The 21,622-nt window shown below is 68.8% G+C and carries 18 protein-coding genes; 14 read left to right on the plus strand and 4 right to left on the minus strand.

What is annotated here, in order from left to right; all coding sequences use genetic code 11:
- Nucleotides 1–46: 46 nt before the first annotated feature.
- Nucleotides 47–733 carry a PAQR family membrane homeostasis protein TrhA gene (trhA, locus tag L3V85_RS26625; protein WP_237675666.1) on the plus strand — a complete coding sequence of 229 codons (687 nt, stop codon included), beginning with the start codon at nt 47–49 and terminating at the stop codon, nt 731–733.
- A gap of 10 nt (nt 734–743) precedes the next feature.
- On the opposite strand, the gene L3V85_RS26630 is transcribed toward trhA, so the two are convergent.
- Together L3V85_RS26630 and L3V85_RS26635 are read right to left on the minus strand one after the other, a co-directional pair.
- Nucleotides 744–968, minus strand: a complete 225-nt coding sequence (locus L3V85_RS26630) for a SlyX family protein (protein WP_237675667.1) — start codon at nt 966–968, stop codon at nt 744–746.
- A 238-nt stretch (nt 969–1,206) separates the two neighbouring features.
- Nucleotides 1,207–2,718, minus strand: coding sequence for an MFS transporter (locus L3V85_RS26635; protein ID WP_237675668.1), 1,512 nt, complete (start codon nt 2,716–2,718; stop codon nt 1,207–1,209).
- A gap of 111 nt (nt 2,719–2,829) precedes the next feature.
- Here L3V85_RS26635 and L3V85_RS26640 point away from each other — a divergent pair, with 111 nt between their 5' ends.
- Genes L3V85_RS26640 through L3V85_RS26650 form a run of 3 tightly spaced genes read left to right on the plus strand, consistent with a single transcriptional unit; the run spans nt 2,830 to nt 4,347 of the window.
- Entirely contained in the window at nt 2,830–3,720 is an 891-nt protein-coding gene (locus tag L3V85_RS26640; RefSeq protein ID WP_237675669.1) for a LysR family transcriptional regulator, read from the plus strand.
- A gap of 34 nt (nt 3,721–3,754) precedes the next feature.
- Nucleotides 3,755–4,027: a type II toxin-antitoxin system Phd/YefM family antitoxin gene (locus L3V85_RS26645; protein WP_237675670.1), complete on the plus strand. Its 273-nt coding sequence runs from the start codon at nt 3,755–3,757 to the stop codon at nt 4,025–4,027.
- Nucleotides 4,024–4,347, plus strand: a complete 324-nt coding sequence (locus tag L3V85_RS26650) for a type II toxin-antitoxin system RelE/ParE family toxin (RefSeq protein ID WP_237675671.1) — start codon at nt 4,024–4,026, stop codon at nt 4,345–4,347. The genes L3V85_RS26645 and L3V85_RS26650 overlap by 4 nt, the downstream gene beginning before the upstream one ends.
- Before the next feature lie 25 nt (nt 4,348–4,372).
- Here the strand turns inward: L3V85_RS26650 and L3V85_RS26655 are convergent, their stop codons facing one another.
- Both L3V85_RS26655 and L3V85_RS26660 read right to left on the minus strand, forming a co-directional pair.
- Entirely contained in the window at nt 4,373–5,977 is a 1,605-nt protein-coding gene (locus tag L3V85_RS26655) for an AAA family ATPase (RefSeq protein WP_237675672.1), read from the minus strand.
- Nucleotides 5,978–6,068: 91 nt separating this feature from the next.
- Nucleotides 6,069–8,585: an ABC transporter permease gene (locus L3V85_RS26660; protein WP_237675673.1), complete on the minus strand. Its 2,517-nt coding sequence runs from the start codon at nt 8,583–8,585 to the stop codon at nt 6,069–6,071.
- 200 nt (nt 8,586–8,785) lie between these two features.
- Between L3V85_RS26660 and L3V85_RS26665 the strand changes: the two genes are divergently transcribed.
- From L3V85_RS26665 to selB, 10 genes are all read left to right on the plus strand, one after another.
- The gene (locus L3V85_RS26665) at nt 8,786–9,085 is read left to right on the plus strand and encodes a hypothetical protein (protein WP_237675674.1); all 300 of its coding nucleotides are present in this window, start codon (nt 8,786–8,788) and stop codon (nt 9,083–9,085) included.
- Between the two features lie 90 nt (nt 9,086–9,175).
- Nucleotides 9,176–12,253, plus strand: coding sequence for a formate dehydrogenase-N subunit alpha (gene fdnG, locus L3V85_RS26670; protein ID WP_237675675.1), 3,078 nt, complete (start codon nt 9,176–9,178; stop codon nt 12,251–12,253).
- 164 nt (nt 12,254–12,417) lie between these two features.
- Nucleotides 12,418–13,380, plus strand: coding sequence for a formate dehydrogenase subunit beta (gene fdxH / locus L3V85_RS26675; protein ID WP_237675676.1), 963 nt, complete (start codon nt 12,418–12,420; stop codon nt 13,378–13,380).
- Nucleotides 13,381–13,393: 13 nt separating this feature from the next.
- Nucleotides 13,394–14,017, plus strand: a complete 624-nt coding sequence (locus L3V85_RS26680) for a formate dehydrogenase subunit gamma (protein ID WP_237675677.1) — start codon at nt 13,394–13,396, stop codon at nt 14,015–14,017.
- Between the two features lie 10 nt (nt 14,018–14,027).
- A complete protein-coding gene (fdhE, locus tag L3V85_RS26685) occupies nt 14,028–15,056 on the plus strand; it encodes a formate dehydrogenase accessory protein FdhE (RefSeq protein ID WP_237675678.1) in 1,029 nt (342 codons plus the stop codon).
- A complete protein-coding gene (selA, locus tag L3V85_RS26690; RefSeq protein ID WP_237675679.1) occupies nt 15,056–16,504 on the plus strand; it encodes an L-seryl-tRNA(Sec) selenium transferase in 1,449 nt (482 codons plus the stop codon). Before fdhE ends, selA begins: the two co-directional genes overlap by 1 nt.
- 34 nt (nt 16,505–16,538) lie before the next feature.
- Entirely contained in the window at nt 16,539–17,654 is a 1,116-nt protein-coding gene (locus L3V85_RS26695; protein WP_237675680.1) for an acyl-CoA dehydrogenase family protein, read from the plus strand.
- Between the two features lie 14 nt (nt 17,655–17,668).
- Nucleotides 17,669–18,532: a phosphate/phosphite/phosphonate ABC transporter substrate-binding protein gene (locus L3V85_RS26700; RefSeq protein WP_237675681.1), complete on the plus strand. Its 864-nt coding sequence runs from the start codon at nt 17,669–17,671 to the stop codon at nt 18,530–18,532.
- Nucleotides 18,498–19,700, plus strand: coding sequence for a ferritin-like domain-containing protein (locus L3V85_RS26705; protein WP_237675682.1), 1,203 nt, complete (start codon nt 18,498–18,500; stop codon nt 19,698–19,700). Before L3V85_RS26700 ends, L3V85_RS26705 begins: the two co-directional genes overlap by 35 nt.
- 13 nt (nt 19,701–19,713) lie before the next feature.
- Entirely contained in the window at nt 19,714–21,621 is a 1,908-nt protein-coding gene (selB, locus tag L3V85_RS26710; RefSeq protein WP_237675683.1) for a selenocysteine-specific translation elongation factor, read from the plus strand.
- The last annotated feature ends 1 nt before the right edge of the window (nt 21,622 follow it).

Here is a 21,622-nt window from a genome sequence, read left to right on the forward strand (position 1 = left end):
CGGATCTTGCAAGCTCGCCATGACACCCCATCCGCATGAGGTTCCGATGACTTCTCGTTCACAGACGCAGCCCTCGCCCCGCGCTTCGGTGCTGGCGGCCCGCGACCAGACCGCGATGGAAGAGCTCTTCAACGCCCTGAGCCACGGCCTGGGCCTGGCGCTGGCCATCGCGGCCCTGCCCATCCTGGTCTACAGCGCGGCGCAGAAGGGCCAGGCGGCCGGCGTCGTCGGCGCCTGCCTGTTCGCGGGCACGGCCATCGTGCTGTACCTGATCTCCACGCTGTACCACGCGCTGCCGATGGGCCGCGCCAAAGCCTGGTTCAACCGGCTGGACCACGCGGCCATCTACCTCTTCATCGCGGGCAGCTACATGCCCTTCCTGTTCGGCGTGCTGCGCGGGCCGCTGGGCTGGACCCTGTTCGGCGCGATCTGCGCGGCCGCCGCGCTGGGCGTGGGCGCCAAGCTGTTCAACCGGCTGCAGCATCCGCTGTGGTCGACCGGGCTCTATGTGGCGATGGGCTGGATGGCGCTGATGGCGGCCGTGCCGCTGTACGAACGCATGTCGGCGGCAGGCCTCGGTTGGCTAGTGGCCGGCGGCCTGTTCTATACGGCCGGCGCTGTCGTATTCCTGTTCGACAACAAGGTGCGCTACGCCCACTCGGTATGGCACCTTTTCGTGCTGGCCGGCAGCACCTGCCACTTCTTCGCCGTGCTCTGGCACTCGCACGGCTGATCTTCCTGACTCAGTAATGCGGCGGTAGCTCGTGGCGCGGGTTGCTGGCCGCCCCGTCCTGCGACGCGTTCTGGCTCTGCTCCCTGAGCTGCGTGACCTGCAGGATCAGCCGGTCGATCTGCTGCTGTTGTCGGTAGATCGTCATGTTCAGCTGGTCCAGCAGGTCTTCGGCGTAGCTCGACTTGATTTCGAGCTCGGTCACGCGGGGTTCGAGTTCGTTCGGTTGGTTTTCCATGGTGCCGCTATTGGACAGGAAGACCGCCCACGGTTTTGTGACGCCGCGCTTAGCCGCGCCATCCTGTGGCATCGAGTGGCTGCGCAAGCAGAACCCTGATCGCAGTCTTTCTCCCTCCCCTTCCGGGGGAGGGTCGGGGTGGGGGCGAGCGGCAATCGAAAAAGCCCCGCGCAAGAACCAGCGCCGCGTGCCCCCATCCCAGCCTTCCCCCGGAAGGGGAAGGAGCAAGACGGGCCCTTCAACAGGCCGGAGACTCCAGCGCCGCCGCACTTGTCTCCGGGTGCGTATCCCCGCGCAGGAACGCAAACACCACCAGCGCCGTCAACACGGTCACCCCCGCCAGCACGCACAGCAGCGTGCCGAATGCCACGCCATACGCATGCAGCAGCGCCGCGCGGTCGACACCGGGCAGCAGCGCCAAAGCCTGCGACAGGTCTCCCGTGGTCACGCGCTGCGCCGCCTGCGACGCGGCCGAAAACGCTCCCAGTTGCAGCGTCACCAGCGCCGTGAGCCCAGCACCCACCAGCGCCAGCGCGATCCCCTCGCCCGCCACCCGCACCGTGTTGAAGATGCCCGAGGCCATGCCCGCCCGCTCGCGCGGCACCACGCTCACGGCCAGTCCGTCCATCAGGCCCCAGGGCAGGCCGATGCCCGCGCCGATCAGCAGCAGCGGCCACACCATCCCACCCAGCGACGTGCCCGGCCCGCAGCGGCTGAGCCAGAAAAGCCCGGCGGCGCACACCAGCAGCCCCACGGCCGAGATCGCGCCCGACGAGAACCGGTGCGCGAGCGATGCCGCCAGCGTCGGCACCACGAGGATCGGCCCCGAGAGCGCGAACATGAAGGCCCCGGCCTCGATCGCGCCGCGCCCCTCGAGCCCCACGAAGCGGATCGGCAGCAGCACCAGCAGCACCACGAAGCCATAGGCCGGCGCCGCGGCCAGCAGTTGCACGCCGACGAAGCGCGGAAAACGGAACAGCGACAGGTCGAGCATCGGATGCGCCACGCGCCGCTCGATGGCGACGAAGGCCGCGCCCATCAGCGCCGCGCCGGCCAGCGCGCCGAGCACCCACGGGCTGCCCCAGCCGCTGTCGGGCGCCTGCAGCACGCCCAAGGTGAGCAGGCTCAGCGCGGCGGTGAAGCTGAGCGTGCCCGGCATGTCCAGGCCCATCGCATCGGGGTTGCGCGACTCGCGCATGTTCATCGACGCGATGCACAGCGCCAGCAGGCTCACCGCGCCGGGGCTGAGCATCACCGCCTGCCAGCCGAAGCTCTGCGCCAGCCAGCCCGAAAGCATCGAGCCGCACGACAGCCCCACGCCGAACGAAGTGCCGATCAGGCTGAAGGCCCGGGTACGCGCCGTGCCATCGAACACCTGCGCCAGCGCCGCCGTGCCCGCCGCGAAGGCCGCCGCAGAACCCAGCCCCTGCAGCGCGCGGGCAAGGTCGAACGCAACGATGCCGGGCGCCAGCGTGAGCAGCGAGCTGCTCAGCGCCACCACCGCCAGCCCCAGCAGAAAGACACGCTTGCGGCCATAGGCATCGGCCAGCGCGCCGGCCGCCATGAGCGTGGCGCCGAAGCTCAGCATGAAGGCGTTGGTCACCCAGTTGAGCTGCACCGGGCTGCCGCCGAGCGTGTCGCGGATCGCGGGCAGCACCACCGCCGGGCCGGTGAAGCTCAGCGGCATGCCCAGCGCCGCCAGGCAGACGGCGGCCAGCAGCCAGTTCTTGGACGAGGAAGACGAGTACATCGGGGGCAAAGCTTTCGCACGGAAAAGACGAGAAAGAGAAGATAGAAAGGAATCAATGAAATAAAAATGGCACCATTGATCCTCAGACTCCCAACCAAAGGTTGCCAATCAATGGACAGTTTCAGCGGGCTCGAATCTTTCGTGCGGGCGGCGGACCAGCTCAGCTTTGCCAAGGCGGGGCGGCAGCTGGGCATCTCGGCCTCGGCGGTGGGCAAGAACGTGGCGCGGCTCGAGCAGCAGCTCGGCGTGCGGCTCTTCAACCGCACCACGCGCCACACGCGGCTCACCCAGGAAGGCGCGCTGTTCCATGAGCGCTGCCGCCGCATCCTCGACGAGCTGGACGACGCGCGGGCCATGATGCAGGACGCCGTCGCCGCGCCGCGCGGCCGGCTGCGCGTGAGCCTGCCGACCATCGGCTACCGATTCCTGCTGCCGGTCCTGCCGGAGTTCAAGGTCGCCTACCCCGAGATCGAGCTCGACCTCGACTTCAACGACCGGCTGGTCGACGTGATCGCCGAGGGTGTAGATGTCGCCATCCGCAGCGGCGAGCTGATCGACTCGCAGCTGGTGGCGCGGCGGCTGGGCCCGTTCCAGTTCGTGCTGGTCGCCTCGCCCGCGTACCTGGCGCAGCACGGCGAGCCGCGCGTGCCGGCTGAACTCGCGAATCACGCATGCCTGCGCTACAAGTTCGTCACCGGCGGAAAGATCGAGGAATGGGACCTGCCCGGCCTGCCGGAGCAGTTGCCGGCCACCCTGCTGTGCAACAACATGGAAGCCATGCTCGGCGCCGCCGTCGCCGGGCTCGGGGTGGCCTACATGCCCGACTTCCTCGCGCGCGATTCGCTGGGGCGCGGCGAGCTGCGGTGCGTGCTGGCCGGCCACATCGCGCGGCAGGGCCAGTTCTCGGCGCTGTGGCCATCGAGCCGGCAGCTGTCGCCGAAGGTGCGGGCGTTCGTGGACTTCGCGAGCGCGCGGATGTTTCAGGCCGAATTCAGACCATAATCAGTCCGACAACGAATTCCCTCAGGGTGAACGCATGAATTTCTCCACGCAGGTCAAGCCCATCAGCTATCTCAAGAGCCACGCCGCGGACATCGTGAAGACGCTTGCCGAGACCCGTGAACCGCTGGTCATCACGCAGAACGGCGAAGCCAAGCTCGTGGTGATGGACGTCCAGTCCTATGAGGAACATGAAGCCACGCTCGCGCTGCTCAAGGTTCTTGCGCTCGGCAATCGCGAAATCGGACAGGGCCACTTCCGCTCCGCCACGGACGTGTTCGCCGACCTGGACAAAGAAGACGGTCAATGAAGGTCGTGTTCCTGCGGTCCGCAGAAGCCGACCTGAAGGACCTGCGCCGCTACATCATCAAGAACTTCGGCCCGGCGGCCTGGGCCGGCAGCTACGGAAAGATCAAGGAAACCGTGGCGATGATCGAAGCACACCCTCATTCAGGACGGGTCCCCGATGAGCTCGAGAACCTGAACACGGCCCAGTACCGTCAGCTCATTTCGGGCATGAATCGGATCATCTATGAAGTACGGGCGGACACCGCCTACATCCACCTCGTCTGCGACACGCGCAGAGACCTGAAAGGCCTGCTCATGCGGCGCATGGTCGGTGCCGCATGAGCCGGGTGATTCGCCGACGCAGCTCTCAGGCGGCTTGAGTCAGTTCGCTGTCCGCCGGTTCGACGACAGCGCCGACAGGTGCCGGCTCCACGGTGGCCTCGGCTGCAACGGCAGGTGCTGCCGCAACAGCAACCACCGCATCCACGGGCTTGGCCACCTTGGCAGGCTTGGTCACCTCCCCGGCCACAGCCTTCGCAGCCACCGGCTTCGCGGCCTCCACCTTCACCGGCTCGCTCGCCATGCGGCTCAGCGCCAGCGCGGCCTTCAGCGGGAACAGCGTGCGCTCGTCGCCCTCGGCGGTGTTGCTCACCGTGGTGCCGCTGGTCTCGCCCAGGCTGGCGGTGCGCACCGCGTCGAGCTTGTGCACGGGCACCATGAACGGCGAGTGCGTGGTGTAGATGATCTGGTTGCCGAAGTCTTTCTCGAAGTGCGCGAGCAGGTCGGCCTGCGAGTGGGCGTGCAGATGCAGGCCGGGTTCGTCCAGCAGCAGGATAGCGTCTTCCGCGCGGCCGCCCTGGGTGTCGGCGAAGAACGCGATGTAGAACGAGAAGAACCACTGGAAACCGCGGCTGCGCTCTTCAAGGTTCACCTCGACTTCATAGGCGCCGTTCGGGTCGGACACCAGCGTGTCGAGGTACTGGCCGTCGAGGTTGAAGCGCACCTTCAGCGGGCGGTCTTTCCAGAGCCGGCGGATCTCTGCCGTCACCACCGAGCCGGCGCGGTTGGCGAGCTGGTTGCGCGTGGCCTGGTCGTTCTTGTCGAGCAGCTCCTGCAGCTTGCGCGGATCGAGCCCCGCCACCTTGCACAGCTTGCCGAAGCTCTGCTGCTCGGGCGTGAGCTGGCCCCAGCCCTCGCGGCCCAGGTATTCGGCGATGTTCTGGCGGCCGGGCAGCGCCGGGTATTCGTCCACGTACACGAAGCGCGGCAGGTTCTCCAGCACCCAGGCGCGGGCGCGGGCCAGCGCGGGTTCGTCGTTGGCGATGGCGCGCGCCATGTCTTCCAGCTCGGCCAGCATCTGGTCCTGCTTGTCGCTGAGTTCGGCGTCGGCCGCGGCCAGTGCCTTGCGCAGCGCCTGCATCGCCTTCACCGCGCCGTCCGACCACTTGATGTAGTCGGGGTTCATGATCATTGCGGCGTCGAAGGTGTCGGCTTCCTGCTCGAGCAGGGCGCGCTGCTCTTCGGCCACCTTCTCGGCGGCGGCCTTGACGGCCGGCACGATCTTGCGAACCTTGGCCTTGATGTCGCCCACGTCGAGCGACAGCGCGCTCAGGCCTTCGAGTCCGGCCCAGCGGGTGGCGGCATAGCCGCGGCCGGCGCTGACGTGGCTCACGCCGGCGGCGCGCGGCAGGATTTCGGCAAGGGCCGCCTGTTCGCCTGGCTCGAGCGCCCAGCGGGTGGTAACGACGGGCGTGTCGCCGTTGCATTCCTCGAGGCGGCGATGGCGCGGAAAGTCCTTGATGGGGCTGAGTTCGACCAGGCCGTCGGTCGGGTTCAGGCTGTGGAGCGCACGCAGCAGATTCGATTTGCCGCTGTCATTTCGACCGAGGATCGCCGTGATCTGTGTGGAGTCGATGGAACCGCTGTCGTTGATCGAGCGAAAGTTGGTGATCTGGAATGACGCCAAGCGCATGTAAGGGGGTTCACTTCGGAATTGAATACGGGGCCGGGCAATGTATTGCATTCCCCGGCCCCGTCCGGCCCCCGGCCGAAGAAAAAGATTGCTACTCGGCCGCGCGGCGCAAGGTGTCGACGACCGGGCGGCGCAACACGTCGCGCAGGCCCCACCATCCCGCGCCCAGCGCCAGCACCGCGCCGGCCAGCGCGCCCGCGAGCGGAACCACCGGCGAGGCGGTCCAGCTGAACTCGAACACATAGCGCGCCAGCGCCCAGCCGATCACCGAGGCCACGATGCTCGCGAGAAAACCCGCGAGCAGCCCGACGCCCGCCAGCTCGGCGCGCTGCACCTGGCGCAGCAGGCTGGCGCGCGCGCCCACCGCGCGCATCACCGCGAACTCGCGCGCGCGCTCCTCGCGCGTGGCCGTCACAGCCGCGAACAGCACCACCAGCCCGGCCGCCAGCGTGAAGCCGAACAGGAACTCCACGGCGCGGATCACCTGGTCGAGCACGCGCTGCACCTGGTTGATGGTGGCGCTCATGTCGACGTTGGTCACGTTAGGGTAGCTGCGCACCAGCGCGTTGTCGAAGCCCCGGGTCTCGGGTGCGCGGAAGGCGCCCATGTAGGTCACCGGCACGTCGGCCAGCGAAGCCACCGTGTACATCACGAAGAAGTTGGCGTGCAGCGAGCCCCAGTCGACCTTGCGCAGCGAGGTGATGCGCGCGTCGTTCTGCATGCCGCCGATGTCGAAGCGCAGCATGTCGCCCAGCTTCAGGCCGAGCGTTTCGGCCAGGCCCTCTTCCACGCTCACTTCGTTCTTCGCGTCGGGCGTCCACTTGCCGGCGGTGATGCTGTTGTGGGCGGGCGCTTCCACGCTGTTGCTGAGGTTGAACTCGCGGTCGACGAGGCGCTTGGCGCGGTCTTCGGTGTAGTCGTCGGGCGTCACCGGCTTGTCGTTGATGGCGACGAGGCGGCCGCGGATCATCGGGTACCAGTCGAACTTGCCCACGCCCGCGTCGCGCAGCGACTTCTGGAAGGCCTCGCTCTGGTCGGGCATGACGTTGATGACGAAGCGGTTCGGCGCATCGGGCGGCGTGGCCTGGCGCCAGCTCGCCACCAGGTCGGTGCGCAGCAGCACCAGCAGCACCAGCGCCAGCAGGCCCACCGCCAGCGCGCTGACCTGCACCACCGCATAGGCCGGCCGGGCGGAAATCTGCCGCGTGGCCAGCACCAGCCATCGCGGCGCGGTGGTTTCGTTCACGCTGCGGCGCAGCACCTTCACCGCGAGCCAGCTCAGCAACGCGAACACCGCCACCGCGCCCGCGAAGCCGCCGACGGCAATCAGGCCCAGCTTGATGTCGCTGCTGGCCGCCATGAGCAGCGCCGCGAAGCCCGCCACGCCCACGCCCAGCACCGCGAGCGACGCCGGCTTGAGCCCGCCCACGTCGCGCCGGATCACGCGCAGCGGCGGCACGCGGGCCAGCTGCAGCACCGGCGGCAGGCCGAATGCGAACAGCAGCGTGAGCCCCATGCCCAGCCCGAAGGCCACGGGCCACAGCGTGGCCGCCGGCAGCGCGGTCTCGACCAGGCCCGAGAGCAGCAGCACGAACACGTAGTGAACCGCAAAGCCGATGGCCACGCCCAGCCCACTGGCGACCACGCCGATCACCGCGAACTCGAAGGTGTAGGCCGCGGCGATGGTGCGCTGGCTCTGGCCCAGCACGCGCAGCATGGCGCAGTCGTCGAGGTGGCTGGCCGCGAAGCCGCGCGCGGCCAGCGCCACGGCCACCGCCGACAGCAGCGCCGCGAGCAGCGCGACCAGGCTCAGGAATTTCTCGGCGCGGTCGAGCGTCTGGCGCATCTCGGGCCTGCCGCTCTCGAAGGAGTCGAGCCGCACGCCGCGCAGTTCGCCCTTCTTTAGCGTGGCGTCGGCCCAGTCGGTGAAGCGCTTGACGGCCGCGTCGTTGCCCGCCACGGCATAGCGGTAGCCCACGCGGCTGGCCGGCTGCACGAGCGCGGTGCGGGCCACGTCGGCCTGGTTGAGCATCACGCGCGGAGAAAAGCTCATGAAGCCGGCGCCGCGGTCGGGCTCCAGCGTGATGACGCGGCCCACGCGCAGGCCGGTGTCGCCCAGCAGCAGGGTGTCGCCGATCTTCAGGCCCAGCGAGTCGAGCAGCGAGGCATCGACCCAGACTTCGCCCGCCGGCGGGATGTCGCGCGTGACCGCTCCCGGGCCGTCGAGCGTGGCCGAGGTCTGCAGGCTGCCGCGCAGCGGATAGCCCGCCGTCACCGCCTTCAGCGCCACCAGCTTGCTGGCGCCGCCCTGTGCGTCTTCGGCGCGCGCCATGGTCGGAAAGCCGTAGGTGCCGGTGCCTTCCAGGCCCAGCGATTTCGCCTGCGCCACGAAGGCATCGGGCGTCGGGTTGTCGCTGACCACCACGGCATCGCCGCCCAGCAGCTGGCGCGCATCGCGCTGCAGCCCGCCCTTCAGGCGATCGGCGAAGAAGCCGACGGCCGTGAGCGCGGCCACGGCCAGCAGCACGGCGACGATCAACAGGCGCAACTCGCCGGCGCGCAGGTCGCGCCAGAGCGTGCGCCAACCCAGGCGGAGGGAGGCATTCATGGCCGCGACGATAGCCGAGAGGCCCGCGCACGGCCGGATTCAAGGGTTATTGCCGGCTTTGGCCTACTTGCCCGCACCCGGGCCCTGTCGCATGATGCGACAAACACCCCTTCGCATCCATCAGGCATTGTTTGACGGCGGCGGCGGGGCAAATAAAAACATTCCACTATCTGGCCATCCTTTCCCCCGAAGGAGTGTCGATGTCGCGATGTCAGCGCCTGCAAACCCTGGGCCTGTGCCTGGCCCTCGGCGTGCTGTTGAGTGCCTGCGATCCCAAGCCCACGGCCACCAGCCCGGCGGCGTCTTCGGGTGCCTCGGGTGCGAGCCCGAGCGGCATCAAGCCAGCCGACTCCGGCGACAAGGTCGAAGAGTCCTCCGCCCACAAGGGCCCGTCCGAAGGCGGTTCGGCCATCGGCGGCATGAGCGGCCCCAATGGCGGCAATACGTCCGGCGGTACGGCCCCCGCGCCCAGCGGCGGCGACGGCTCGGCGCCCAAGTAGCGCGGCCGCCCAGTACAGATTTCCCACGCAAAGCAAAGAAGAAGAGACCACGATGAAACACCCCACTTCAGCGATGCAGGAGGTTCCGTCATGGACATGAACCGCCGCCAATTCTTCCGCGTCAGCAGCGCGGGGCTGGTCGGCTCCAGCATCGTGGCGCTCGGCTTCTCGCCGACCGCCGCGCTGGCCGAGGCCCGCAACTTCAAGCTCGCGCGCACCACCGAGACCCGAAACACCTGCCCGTACTGCTCGGTGGGCTGCGGGCTCATCATGTACAGCCTGGGCGACAAGGCCAAGAACGTGGTGTCCGACATCCTCCACATCGAGGGCGATGCCGACCACCCCGTGAACCGCGGCACGCTGTGCCCCAAGGGCGCGGGCCTGCTCGACTTCGTGCACAGCCCCAACCGGCTGAAATACCCCGAGGTGCGCGAGGCCGGCGGCACCGAGTGGAAGCGCATCGGCTGGGACGACGCGCTCGACCGCATCGCCAAGCTGCTGAAGGCCGACCGCGACGCCAACTTCCAGACCACCAACGCCGACGGCAAGACCGTGAACCGCTGGATCAGCAGCGGCATGCTCTGCGCATCGGCATCGTCCAACGAAACCGGCTACATCACGCACAAGGCATTCCGCTCGACCGGGATGCTGGTGTTCGACAACCAGGCACGCGTCTGACACGGACCCACGGTGGCCAGTCTGGCCCCGACGTTCGGCAGAGGCGCGATGACCAACCACTGGCAGGACATCCAGAACGCGGATGTCGTGCTGATCATGGGCGGCAACGCGGCGGAGGCGCACCCGTGCGGCTTCAAGTGGGTCATCGAGGCCAAGAAACAGAACAAGGCCCGGCTCGTGGTGGTCGACCCGCGCTTCACGCGCTCGGCCGCCATGGCCGACTACTACGCACCGGTGCGCGCGGGCTCCGACATCGCGTTCCTCTCGGGGGTCATCAACTACCTGCTGAGCAACGAGAAGATCCAGATGGAGTACGTGCGCAACTACACCAACGCGCCGTTCATCGTCGGGCCCGACTACAAGTTCGAGGACGGCATCTTCAGCGGCTACAACGCCGAGAAGCGCAACTACGACCCCAAGTCGTGGAACTACGCGCTCGACGAGCAGGGCATGGCCAAGGTCGACATGACCATGCAGGACCCGCAGTGTGTGCTGCAGGTCATGAAGCGGCACTACGCGCGCTACACGCCCGAGATGGTGAGCCGCATCACCGGCACGCCGCAGGACAAGTTCCTGAAGGTGTGCGAGTACATCGCGAGCACCAGCACGTCCACGCGCACCATGACCATCATGTATGCGCTGGGCTGGACGCAGCACAGCCAGGGCTCGCAGATGATCCGCACCGGCGCCATCGTGCAGCTGCTGCTGGGCAACATCGGCGTGGCGGGCGGCGGCATGAACGCGCTGCGCGGGCACAGCAACATCCAGGGCCTCACGGACCTGGGGCTGCTGTCGAACTCGCTGCCGGGCTACATGTCCCTGGCGCGCGACAGCGAGCAGACGCTGGACGACTACTACAAGACCCGCGCGCTGAAGCCGCTTCGGCCCAACCAGATGAGCTACTGGCAGAACTACCCGAAGTTCTTCGTCAGCATGCAGAAGTCGTGGTGGGGCGACGCGGCCACGGCCGACAACGACTGGGCCTTCCACTACCTGCCCAAGATCGACAAGCTCTACGACGTGCTGCAGGCCTTCGAGCTCATGAACCAGGGCAAGCTCAACGGCTACATCTGCCAGGGCTTCAATCCGGTGGGCTCGTTCCCCGACAAGAAGAAGATCGTCGACGGGCTCTCCAAGCTCAAGTTCCTGGTCACCATCGATCCGCTGGTGACGGAGACCAGCGAGTTCTGGCGCAACTTCGGCGAGTTCAACGACGTCAAGACCGCCGACATCCAGACCACGGTGTTCCGCCTGCCCTCGACCTGCTTCGCGGAGGAAGACGGCTCGCTCACCAACTCCAGCCGCTGGCTGCAGTGGCACTGGAAGGGCGCGGAGCCTCCAGGCGAGGCCAAGGGCGACATCGAGATCGTGGCGGGCATCTTCAACCGCATGCGCCAGGCCTACGTCAAGGACGGCGGCGCCTTCCCCGACCCGATCGTCAAGCTGACCTGGCCCTACAAGATTCCGCACTCGCCTTCCGCGCAGGAACTGGCGATGGAATACAACGGGCGCGCGCTGGTGGACCTGGTCGATCCGAAGGACCCGAGCAAGCCCCCGACGGCCAAGGCGGGCGAGCAGCTCTCGGGCTTCGGCCTCCTGCGCGACGACGGCACCACGGCCAGTGGCTGCTGGATCTACAGCGGCGCATGGACGCAGGCCGGCAACCAGATGGCGCGGCGCGACAACGCCGACCCGTTCGGCATCGGCATGGTGCAGAACTGGGCATGGGCCTGGCCCGCGAACCGGCGCATTCTCTACAACGGCGCCTCCACCGACCCGACCACCGGCAAGCCGTGGATCGCCAAGCGCACCCTCATCGCGTGGAACGGCAAGCAATGGACCGGCTCGGACATTCCCGACATCCGGCCCGACGCCAACCCGATGGAAGCCGACGCGGTGCGCCCGTTCATCATGACGGCCGAGGGCGTGGCGCGGCTCTTCGCGCCCACGGGCATGGCCGAAGGGCCGCTGCCCGAGCACTACGAGCCCTTCGAGTCGCCGCTGGTCAACAACCTGATGCACCCGAACAACGCGGTGGCGCGCGCCAACCCCGCGGCGCGCATCTTCAAGGGCGACCTCGAGCGGCTCGGCGTACCGAAGGACTTCCCGTACGTGGCGACCAGCTACCGGCTCACCGAGCACTTCCACTACTGGACCAAGAACGTGCGCACCTCCGCCATCATCCAGCCGCAGCAGTTCGTCGAGATCGGCGAGGAGCTGGCGAAGGAGAAAGGCATCGGCCACGGCGACATGGTGAAGGTGTCGAGCAAGCGCGGCTACATCAAGGCCGTGGCGGTGGTGACCAAGCGCATCGTCGGCCTGCAGGTCGACGGCCGCACGGTGCACACGGTGGGGCTGCCGAACCACTGGGGCTTCGTGGGCGTGGCCAAGCCGGGCTACCTGGTGAACACGCTGACACCCTTCGTGGGGGACGCGAACACGCAGACGCCGGAGTACAAGTCGTTCACGGTGAACATCGAGAAGGCATGACATGAAGCAAGCACTCGATGCATTTCTCCCTCCCCCGCTGGGGGAGGGCCGGGGTGGGGGCACGGCGGCCTCCACGACCATGCGGCGCTTCATCGAAGGCCTGCCCCCATCCCAGCCTTCCCCCGGAAGGGGAATGAGCAAGACCGCCAACCGGAGCCGCTGAGATGTCCTCCCTCCAGACCCTAGACATCGCCGCCCGCTCGGCCACCACCACCCCGTCGCCCGAGATACGCCACCGCCCGCAGGTGCAGCAGGTGGCCAAGCTGATCGACGTGTCGACCTGCATCGGCTGCAAGGCCTGCCAGGTCGCGTGCATGCAGTGGAACGACCTGCGCGACGAGGTCGGCACCAACCACGGCACCTACGACAACCCGGTCGACCTCACGCCGTCTTCGTGGACGGTGATGAAGTTCTCCGAAGTCGAGCCCGAGGCCGGCAAGCTCGAATGGCTGATCCGCAAGGACGGCTGCATGCACTGCGACGACCCCGGCTGCCTGAAGTCGTGCCCCTCGCCGGGCGCCATCGTCAAGTACGCCAACGGCATCGTCGACTTCATCAGCGAGCATTGCGTGGGCTGCGGCAACTGCGTCACCGGCTGCCCCTTCGACGTGCCGCGCATCAGCAAGGCCGACAACAAGGCCTACAAGTGCTCGCTGTGCTCCGACCGCGTGGGCGTGGGCCTGGAGCCGGCCTGCGTGAAGGCCTGCCCCACCGGCGCGCTGCACTTCGGCACCAAGGAAGACATGCACGACTACGCCGCGGAGCGCATCGTCGACCTGAAGGACCGCGGCTTCGCCAACGCCGGCGTGTACGACCCGGCCGGCGTGGGCGGCACGCACGTGATGTACGTGCTGCAGCACGCCGACCGCCCCGGCCTGTACGCCGACCTGCCCAAAGACCCGCACATCAGCCCGCTGGTGTCGCTGTGGAAGGGCGTGGCCAAGCCGCTCGCCATGGTCGCCATGATCGGCGCCGTGGTCGGCAGCTTCTTCCACTACATGAAGGTGGGCCCGATAGAGCCCAAGGAGGACCATCCCGATGCCGACCGCGACGGCCACCCCGACGACGTGGCGGTGATCGAAGAGCCCCCGCGGACCCCGCCGCCACCCACCGCGCCCCGCGCATGAGGAGGAGATTGCGATGACACGCTACTACCTTCGCCGCTACCGCGACGCCACGCGCATGAACCACTGGTTCGTGGCGATCATGTTCTTCGCGGCCGCGCTCTCGGGGCTCTCGTTCTTCCACCCGAGCCTGTTCTTCCTGACCAACCTGTTTGGCGGCGGGCCGTGGACGCGCATCCTGCACCCCTTCCTGGGGGTGCTGATGGTGCTGGGCTTCGTGTTCCTGTTCTTCACGATGTGGCGCGAGAACATCCTCGACAAGGTCGACCGCGAGTGGATCGCCAACGCGCCGAAGATGCTCAAGGGCGACAAATCGAGCATGCCGCCGGTGGGCAAGTACAACGCCGGGCAGAAGCTGGTGTTCTGGGCCTTCGGCATCAGCCTGCTGCTGTTGCTGGTGACCGGCTTCATGTTCTGGAGCCCGTGGTTCGTCGGCTTCTTCCCGATACTGCTGCGGCGCATCGCGGTGGTGGTGCATGCGGTGTCGGCGGTGGTGCTGATTCTTTCGGTCATCACCCACATCTACGCCGCCATCTGGGTCAAGGGCACGCTGCGCGCGATGACGCGCGGCACCGTCACCGAGGGATGGGCCAAGCTCAATCATCCCCTCTGGCATCGCAAAATGACACGAGGTGAGTGATACTGGGCCAATGAGCAGTTCCACCGGCAACCCACCGCCGATCCGGACCACGCGCATCCTCGATCCCGAGCAGATCGCGATGCAGGCCGGACGGCAGATGCCGTTCCTGCGCCTGCCGGCGCGCTCCCTCGTGTTCTTCGACCGGCAGCTCCGGTTGCGGCAGCTCGCGGCATCGCATCCGATGCGCGAATACCTGATCTTCATCGCCGACCTCGCGCAGGCGCAGCACCAGGTGCTGCAGGACTACGCGCCCGTTGCGCTGCCCGCATCCGACGCGCTCGAAGCCGCGGCCAAGGTATTGAAGCCGCCGATGCCCGCCTTCGGATGGACGCGCGACCCGGTGTGGCTGAAAGAGCTTCGCCGACTGCTCGGCCTCTTCCGCGCCCGGCTGCCCGAGGGCGCAGCGCGCGACACGCTCGACCGCGTGGTGGTGGCCGACGATGCATGGATCGAGCAGCAGGCCGACCGCCTCTCGCGCCGCATCATGTTCGGGCTTGACCTCGCGGCCGCGCCGCTGATCGCCGCCGGCCTGCAGGCCTACTGGACGCAGCTCGTGCTGCAGGTGGCCGAGCGCGAAGGCGAGAACATCTACGGCCGCACCGATCCCGGCAACGAATGCCCCTGCTGCGGCAGCGCCCCCACGGTGAGCATCACGCGCATCGGTGCCGATGAGGCGGGCTTTCGCTACCTGCACTGCTCGCTGTGCGGCACCGAGTGGCACTATGTGCGCATCAAGTGCACGCACTGCGAGAGCACCAAGGGCATCCACTTCGAATCGCTGTCGCCGCAGCCCGGCGTCGAACTTCCGGCCACAGGCGTGCGCGAAGGCGCGGTGAAGGCCGAATGCTGCGACAGCTGCGGCCACTACCTGAAACAGATCGCGATGGAGAAAGACCCCGAAGTAGAGCCCGTCGCGGACGACCTGGCGAGCGTCACGCTCGACCTGCTCGTATCCGAAGCCGGCCATCAGCGCAGCGGCCACAACCTGATGCTGCTGTTCGGCGACCCCGAAATACCCGACGACGGCGGAGGCGGCTGATGGCGGCGCCCGAAGAGTCCGTGGTCCACGGCTCGACGGCAAGGCCCCAGGATCTGCCTTCTGTCGATCAACTGCTGCGCCTCGCCGTGCCGGGCGCATTGCTGGCCGAGCATGGCCGCACGCTGGTGGTGAAGGAAGCGCGCGCGCTGCTCGAAGGGCTTCGCGCGCAGGCCGTGGCGGGCAAGCTGATGGCAGCCGAGGTGCAGCACGACGCACTCGGCAACGCGCTCGCCGCACGCCTCCAGACGCGACTCGCACCGCGCATGAAGGCGGTGCTGAACCTCACCGGCACCGTCATCCACACCAACCTCGGCCGCGCGCTGCTGGCCGATGCGGCGCTGCAGCGGCTGCTCGCGGTGATGACCTCGCCCAACAACCTCGAATACGACCTTGCCACCGGCAGCCGCGGCGACCGCGACTCGCTGGTCGAAGAGCTGCTGTGCGGCATCACCGGCGCCGAGGCCGCCACGGTGGTCAACAACAACGCCGCCGCCGTGCTGCTCACCATCGCGGCGCTGGCGCGCGAGCGCGAGGTGATCGTCTCGCGCGGCGAGCTGGTCGAGATCGGCGGCGCCTTCCGCATGCCCGACGTGATGGCCAGCGCGGGCGCGCGCATGGTCGAGGTCGGCACCACCAACCGCACGCATCCGCAGGACTACGAGCGCGCCATCAACGAGCGCACCGCGCTCGTGATGAAGGTGCACACCAGCAACTACGCGGTGCAGGGCTTCACCGCCGCCGTCGACGAAGCCACGCTCGCCGGCATCGCGCATGCGCGCGGCGTGCCGCTGGCCACCGACCTTGGCAGCGGCTCGCTGGTCGACCTTGCGCACTACGGCCTGCCGCGCGAGCCGCTGCCGCAGGAGATGCTCGCGGCCGGCTGCGACGTGGTCACCTTCTCGGGCGACAAGCTGCTGGGCGGGCCGCAGGCCGGGCTCATCGTGGGCAGCAGGGAAGCCGTGGGCCGCATCCGCAAGTTCCCGATGAAGCGCGCGCTGCGCATGAGCAAGCTGCCGCTGGCCGCGCTGGAAGCCACGCTTTCGCTGTACCTGCGCCCCGAACGCCTCGCGCGGGACCTGCCGACGCTGCGCCTGCTCACGCGGCCCGCCGATGCGATCCGCGAGATGGCCGAGTCGCTGAAGGCACCGCTGCAGGCCGCCGTGTCGCCACGCTTCACCGTCGAGGTGGTGCCGCTGCTCGGGCAGATCGGCTCGGGCTCACTGCCCGTCGAACGCCTGCCTTCGGCGGGCCTCGCGCTCGCGCCGGCAGGCACCTCGAAGAAAGGCATCGGCACCGCGCTCGATGCCCTGGCCACCGCGTTGCGCGGCCTGCCCCTGCCGGTGATCGGCCGCATCGCCGAAGACCGCCTGCTGCTCGACCTGCGCTGCCTGGAAGACAGCGCGCCCTTCACGGGCCAGCTCGACATCTTGCGCGAGCGGCTCCTGTAGACCGATTTCCTCAACCACCTGTCTGGAGAAAGCGATGAATCCCCTCGAAGTGCTCGCCGGTATCGAAACGCAGACGCTGCAGCCCCAGGCCCAGCGCACCGACAGCGAGGGACGCTTTCCACGAGAGACGGTCTCTGCGATGGGCCAGGCCGGCCTGCTGGGGCTGGTCTCGGCCACCGCCGTCGGCGGCCAGGGCCTGGGCCTGAAGGAGGCCGCGCAGGTGGTGTCCCGCATCGCGCAGACCTGCCCTTCCACCGCGATGGTCGTGTGCATGCACTACTGCGCCACGGCCGTGCTCGAACAGTTCGGCCCGGAAGCCACGCGCCGTGCGATTGCCGAAGGCAAGCACCTGAGCACGTTGGCCTTCTCCGAAGCCGATTCGCGCAGCCATTTCTGGGCGCCCACCGGTACCGCCCGCGCGGACGGCGCGAACGTGGTGCTCGACGCCCGCAAGAGCTGGGTCACCTCCGCCTTCGAGGCCGACAGCTACGTGTGGTCGAGCAAGCCGCTGGCGGCCGAAGGCGCCAGCACGCTGTGGCTGGTCGATGCGAAGTCCGACGGCCTCAGCCAGCCCGGCCGCTTCGACGGGTTGGGCCTGCGCGGCAATGCCTCGACACCGGTCACCGCGAAGGACATGCGCATCGCAGCCAGCGCCCGGCTCGGCGAGGACGGCAAGGGCTTCGACACCATGATGGGCGTGGTGTTGCCGTGGTTCTCGGTGCTCAGCGCCGCCTGCTCGACCGGGCTGATGGAAGGCGCACTGAGCCGCGCCATCGGCCATGTGAGCCAGACGCGGCACCTGCACCTCGATTCGTCGCTGGCCGATCTGCCCACCATCCGCGCCTACCTCGCGCGGGCGCGCATCAAGACCGACATGGCGCAGGCGCTGCTCGACGACACCGTGGCCGCCATCGGCGCGGGCCGTGCCGACACCATGCTGCGTGTGCTCGAAGTGAAGGCTGCGGCGGCCGAGACCGCGCTCGAGGTCACCGACATCGCGATGCGCGTGTGCGGCGGCGCGGCCTTCCGCAAGGAAGCGGGCATCGAGCGGCTCTTCCGCGACGCGCGCGCATCGAGCGTGATGGCGCCCACGTCGGACGTGCTGTACGACTTCATCGGCAAGGCCATCACCGGCCTGCCGCTCTTCTGAGAAGGAGCCGCGCGATGCCGCATCAGCAGACACTGATCATGGGCGCCGTGGCCTACGCGCCCAAGGTCGTCACCATCTGGGAAGGCTTCAAGGCCTTCTTCGTGAAGAACGGACTGGCCTTCGACTACGTGCTTTATTCGAACTACGAAAGCCAGGTCGAGGCGCAGTTCGACGGCACGCTGCACCTGGCCTGGAACTCGCCGCTGGCCTGGGTGCGCGCCGAACGCATCGCGCGCAGCCGGGGCCTTCAGGTGCAAGCCGTGGCCATGCGCGACACCGACTGCGACCTGCGCTCTGCCATCGTCGTGCGCGCCGACAGCCCCGCGCAATCGCTGACCGACCTGCGAGGCAAGACCATCGGGCTGGGCGCGCTCGATTCGCCGCAGGCCACGCTGATCCCGCTCGACCACCTGCGCACCGAGGGGCTGGTGAAGCAGCGCGACTTCCAAGCGCGCCATTTCGACGTGCTCGGCGGCAAGCACGGCGACCACATCGGCGGCGAGCGTGACGCGGCCCTCGCGTTGATGGCCGGCGAAGTCGATGCCTGCTGCCTGATCGATGGCAACCACCTGGCCTTCGGCCTCGACGGCACGCTGCCTTCGGGCAGCACGCGCGTGCTGGCGCGCACCGGCGCGTACGACCACTGCAACTTCACCACCAGCCCGGATGCGCCGGCCGCGCCGGTCGACCGCTTCGTCTCGCTGCTGATGGCGATGCGCTGGGACGACCCGCAGGTGCGGCCGCTGCTCGAACTCGAAGGCCTGCGCGAATGGCGCAACGGCCGCACCAGCGGCTATGCGCTGCTCGAACGCGCGGTGGACGACGAACATTTCTACGACGGCGATGGCCGCATCACCAACCCCGACTATCGATATTGAGTCGCTGGGCCTCGACCAGGGCGCCCTGCTGCTCATTCGCCGCGCGCTGGCCGAACGGCCGGTGGGCGGCGAACTGCGCGTGCGCGGGCAATCGCCGGACTGGCGCATGCACCTGCAGGCGTGGTGCCGCGGCCAGGGGCATCCGCTGCGCTTCGAGGCAGAGGAAGCAGTGGTCACGCGCGGCCCGCATGCGCAGGGCCGCTGGCTCGGCGCGCAATCGACCGGCCTCGCGCAGGGCGACGCCAACGGCGCACCCGCCGAGGACGCCGCGCCCGGCTGGGGCCTGGCGGCGCGCGGCGCCACGGTGGAAGCCGGCAGCCCGCCCTTCTTCTTCGCGCTGCACCGCCGCGACGAGCTCTGGGCCGCGACGGCCGGCGAGCTCTACCGGCAGGCCGCGGCGGCCCAGTGGGACCCGGGCACGGCCATCGACTGGAACGCGTCCTTCGAGCTGCCCTCCTCCGTGGAAGCGGCCGTGGTGCAGGTGATGACCTACCTCATCGAGAACGAGAACGCCGCGCTGCTGGTGCCGGCGCGCCACCTGGGGCAGATCCACCCGCATTTCCGCGAAGTGCTGCAGCTGCTGGCGCTGCAATGCGCCGACGAGGCACGGCATGTGGAGGTGTTCACGCGCCGCGCCACGCTGCGCGGCAACCAGCCCGCGCTGTCGACGGCCGGCGGGCAGGCGTCGCTGCGCACGCTGTTCGACGCGCCCGATTTCTCGGTCGCCACCTTCCTGCTGGCCGTGCTCGGCGAAGGCAGCTTCGTGAACCTGCTCAACTTCCTGCAAGCGCATGCGCCCGACCCGGTGACGCAGCAGATCGCGCGGCTCACGGCGCGCGACGAGGCGCGCCACGTCGCCTTCGGCATGGCGCATCTCGAATACCGGCTCTCGGTGCAGCCCGACTACCAGGTGCGGCTGCGCAACGCCATCGAGATTCGCTACGACACGCTGGCCGGCACGGCTGGCCTCAACGAGGAAGTGTTCGATTCGCTGGTGCTGCTGGCGGCCGGCGAGTTGTCCCCCGCCGCCATCGCGCGCGGCCATGCGGCCGTGCAGCAGCTGCAGCGCGACATGGCGGCCGGGCGCCGCGCCCGCCTCGCGCGGCTGGGCTTCGACCGCGACGAGGCGCAGCGGCTGTCCGACCTGCACACCCGCAACTTCATGTGACGGCGCACCCAAGATGATCATCGGCACCGCAGGCCACATCGACCACGGCAAGACCACGCTGGTGCGCGCGCTCACCGGCGTCGACACCGACCGGCTGCCGGAGGAGAAGCGGCGCGGCATCTCCATCGAGCTGGGCTATGCGTACCTGCATGCGCCCGACGGCGTCTCGCTGGGCTTCGTCGACGTGCCGGGCCACGAGCGGCTGCTGCACACCATGCTGGCCGGCGCCACCGGCATCGATCATGCATTGCTGGTGGTGGCGGCCGACGACGGCGTGATGCCGCAGACGCGCGAGCACCTGGCGGTAGTGGCGCTGCTTGGCGTGCGCGAGGCAACGGTGGCCATCACCAAGATCGACCGCATCGACGAGAGCATGCGCGAGGCTCGGCTGGCCGAAGTGCGTTCGGACATCGCCGCTCTGCTCGCGCCCACGCCGCTGGCGGGAGCGCCGATGCTGGCTGTGTCGGCGACCACCGGCGAAGGCGTCGACACGCTGCGCGAACGCCTGCTCGACGTCGCGAGCAAGGCACGGGCGCGTGAAGACGACCTGGCGTTCCGTCTCGCGGTCGATCGTGCTTTCACGCTCTCGGGCGTGGGCACTGTCGTCACCGGCACGGTCTTCAGCGGCACGGTGCGCATCGGCGACGAGTTGCGCGTGGTGCCCGGCGACCGCTCGGTGCGGGTGCGCGGCATTCATGCGCAGAACCAGAAGGCCGAATCGGCGCATGCGGGCCAGCGCTGCGCGTTGGCGCTCGCGGGTGTCACCAAGGACGAGATGCATCGCGGCGACTGGGTCTGCGCGCCCGCCATCGCGCTCGCGACCGACCGCATCGACGTGCTGCTCACCCTGTGGCCCGACGAAGCCAAGCCGCTGCGCTCGGGCACCACGGTGCATGCGCATCTGGGCGCGAGCGACGTGATGGCTTCGCTCGCGCTGCTCGACCGCGACGCGCTCGCGCCCGGCGAAACGGCCCTGGCGCAGTTGGTGACGAAGGAAAGCGTCGGTGCATGGCACGGCGACCGGGGCGTGCTGCGCGATGCCTCGGCCACGCGCACCATGGCCGGCGTGCGCGTGCTCGACCCGTTCGCCCCGGTGCGCTACCGGCGCCTGCCGGAGCGGCTGCGCACGCTGGCGGGCTGGGCCATCGACGACCGCGCGGCACGCGTGGCCGCGCTGCTGCACAACGCGCCTCTGGGCATCGACACCGCCCGGCTGGCGCGCGCCCTCTCGCTGCCGGACGAAGCCGCGCTGCCGCTGCCCGCCGACGCGGTGCGCATCGAGCACACGGCCATCGCGCAGCGGCACCTGGATGCGCTCGACGCACAGATCACCGGGCGGCTCGCGGACTTTCATCACGACGCGCCCGACGAGGTCGGCCCCGATGCGCGCCGCCTCAGGCGGCTGGCAGCGCCGCGCACCGACGATGCGCTGTGGCGCCATGCGCTCGATGCACTGGTCGCGCGCGGCGCGCTGGTGCGCAGCGGCACCTGGCTGCATCTGCCCGACCATGCGGCGCGGCTCGGCGAAGCGGAACAGAAGCTGGCGCAAAAGCTGTTGCCGCGGCTGGCGGATGGCGGCTTCGATCCACCGTGGGTGCGCGACCTGGCCAAGGACTGTTCGGCGAGCGAGCCGATGGTGCGGCAGACGCTCGCGAGCCTCGCGCGCCGGGGAGAGGCCTTTCAGGTGGTGAAGGACTTGTACTATCCGCTGGCGACCATCGAGCGGCTGGCCGCGATCGCGCGGGATTGCCTCGATGGTCCGGAAGGTCTGCAGGCTGCAAGCTTCAGGGACGCGACGGGCCTGGGGCGCAAGCGCGCGATCCAGCTGCTGGAGTTTTTCGATCGTGTGGGGCTGACGCGGCGCGTGAAGGATGCGCACCTGCTGCGGCCCGATACGTCGTTGTTCGGGGCGAGGCCGTGAA

The organism is Variovorax paradoxus (assembly GCF_022009635.1).
Lineage (GTDB): Bacteria > Pseudomonadota > Gammaproteobacteria > Burkholderiales > Burkholderiaceae_C > Variovorax.

Bases quoted from the DNA above. Each gene is read 5' to 3' on its own strand.
- L3V85_RS26695 (WP_237675680.1), top strand. From the start codon at position 16,539: ATGAATCCCCTCGAAGTGCTCGCCGGTATCGAAACGCAGACGCTGCAG.
- L3V85_RS26680 (WP_237675677.1), top strand. From the start codon at position 13,394: ATGACACGCTACTACCTTCGCCGCTACCGCGACGCCACGCGCATGAAC.
- L3V85_RS26650 (WP_237675671.1), top strand. From the start codon at position 4,024: ATGAAGGTCGTGTTCCTGCGGTCCGCAGAAGCCGACCTGAAGGACCTG.
- L3V85_RS26645 (WP_237675670.1), top strand. From the start codon at position 3,755: ATGAATTTCTCCACGCAGGTCAAGCCCATCAGCTATCTCAAGAGCCAC.
- L3V85_RS26705 (WP_237675682.1), top strand. From the start codon at position 18,498: ATGGCCGCATCACCAACCCCGACTATCGATATTGAGTCGCTGGGCCTC.
- L3V85_RS26665 (WP_237675674.1), top strand. From the start codon at position 8,786: ATGTCGCGATGTCAGCGCCTGCAAACCCTGGGCCTGTGCCTGGCCCTC.
- fdxH (WP_237675676.1), top strand. From the start codon at position 12,418: ATGTCCTCCCTCCAGACCCTAGACATCGCCGCCCGCTCGGCCACCACC.
- L3V85_RS26635 (WP_237675668.1), bottom strand. From the start codon at position 2,718: ATGTACTCGTCTTCCTCGTCCAAGAACTGGCTGCTGGCCGCCGTCTGC.
- fdhE (WP_237675678.1), top strand. From the start codon at position 14,028: ATGAGCAGTTCCACCGGCAACCCACCGCCGATCCGGACCACGCGCATC.
- L3V85_RS26700 (WP_237675681.1), top strand. From the start codon at position 17,669: ATGCCGCATCAGCAGACACTGATCATGGGCGCCGTGGCCTACGCGCCC.
- L3V85_RS26660 (WP_237675673.1), bottom strand. From the start codon at position 8,585: ATGAATGCCTCCCTCCGCCTGGGTTGGCGCACGCTCTGGCGCGACCTG.
- L3V85_RS26630 (WP_237675667.1), bottom strand. From the start codon at position 968: ATGGAAAACCAACCGAACGAACTCGAACCCCGCGTGACCGAGCTCGAA.
- selA (WP_237675679.1), top strand. From the start codon at position 15,056: ATGGCGGCGCCCGAAGAGTCCGTGGTCCACGGCTCGACGGCAAGGCCC.
- trhA (WP_237675666.1), top strand. From the start codon at position 47: ATGACTTCTCGTTCACAGACGCAGCCCTCGCCCCGCGCTTCGGTGCTG.
- selB (WP_237675683.1), top strand. From the start codon at position 19,714: ATGATCATCGGCACCGCAGGCCACATCGACCACGGCAAGACCACGCTG.
- L3V85_RS26655 (WP_237675672.1), bottom strand. From the start codon at position 5,977: ATGCGCTTGGCGTCATTCCAGATCACCAACTTTCGCTCGATCAACGAC.
- L3V85_RS26640 (WP_237675669.1), top strand. From the start codon at position 2,830: ATGGACAGTTTCAGCGGGCTCGAATCTTTCGTGCGGGCGGCGGACCAG.